Below are 1,160 nucleotides of genomic sequence, written 5' to 3'. Positions count from 1 at the left end.
GATTTCAGGATTGGGTTTCAGATTTCTATTATTAATTACTCTTACCGCCGGGACTTGCTTTTTAATGTGGTTAGGTGAAGAAATTACTGATTTTGGTATCGGTAATGGGATTTCTATAATTATTTTTGCTGGAATTATCGCACAAATTCCTTCTCAGATCGTGCAAACCACTAAACTTTTACAAGTTGGAGAAATTGGTATTTTGCCATTTGTAAGTTTACTCATAATTTCTATAGTTGTTATTGGGGGAGTTATTGCCATTCAAAAAGGTCAGAGAAGAATACCGGTTCAGTATGCAAAAAGAGTTATAGGTCGCAGAATGTATGGTGGACAAGGGACCCACATCCCCTTACGAGTAAATCAAGCTGGAGTTATTCCGATAATATTTGCCTCTGCAATATTGCTTTTTCCAGCTACCATTGCACAATTTTTTCAGAATTTAGCTTTTATGAGAAGTATGTCTGAGGCTCTTTCTCCGGGAAGGCCATTATATCTAATTTTGTATGCTTTTTTAATTGTAGTGTTTACTTTCTTTTATACAGCAATTACCTTCAACCCAGCCAATATGGCGGATAACATGAAAAAGTATGGAGGTTTTATCCCCGGAATAAGACCAGGGAAAAATACTACTATTTATATCGATCATATAATGACTCGAATTACTCTAAGTGGTGCATTGTTTTTGGCCATAATTGCCATTCTGCCTAATATTTTAATAAAAGTTACAGGAATTACCACTTTCTCTTTCGGAGGAACATCTTTATTAATTATGGTAGGAGTAGCTTTGGAAACTGTTCAACAAATAGAATCACACATGTTGATGAGGCATTACGAAGGATTTATTAAGAAATAGTTTTATAAACTAATTTGATTCGTTAGCTTATTGGTTAGTTGGTTAGTTAGTTACCTGGTTAGCTGGTTGACGAAAAAGGCAAGTTACAAGATTATTTAGTTACCCGGTTAACCAGTTTACCTGTTGAAAATATAGGTTGTAAGTTATCAGTTTTCATTATGTAGGGGCTTGATTTATCAATCCCGTAAAACACGGGTCGAATAAATTCGACCCCTACATTAAAAACAATACTTTATGCGAAAAAAAGGTTTTGAGTTTTGAATTATGGTTTTTCGCTTTTAGTTTTAAATTTTTAGCTGTATGCTGA

General features: G+C 34.2%; 1 protein-coding gene. It reads left to right on the top strand.

The window, feature by feature from the left end; genetic code table 11:
* On the top strand, positions 1–853 hold an 853-nt coding region (gene secY / locus Q7U95_RS04855; protein ID WP_308752340.1), incomplete at its 5' end, for a preprotein translocase subunit SecY.
* Between the last annotated feature and the right edge of the window lie 307 nt (positions 854–1,160).

Origin of the sequence: Candidatus Oleimmundimicrobium sp., from assembly GCF_030651595.1 — a bacterium.
GTDB lineage: Bacteria > Actinomycetota > Aquicultoria > UBA3085 > Oleimmundimicrobiaceae > JAUSCH01.
The sequence above is the reverse complement of the archived record's forward strand: the minus strand, read 5'-3'. Positions and strand labels throughout refer to the sequence as shown.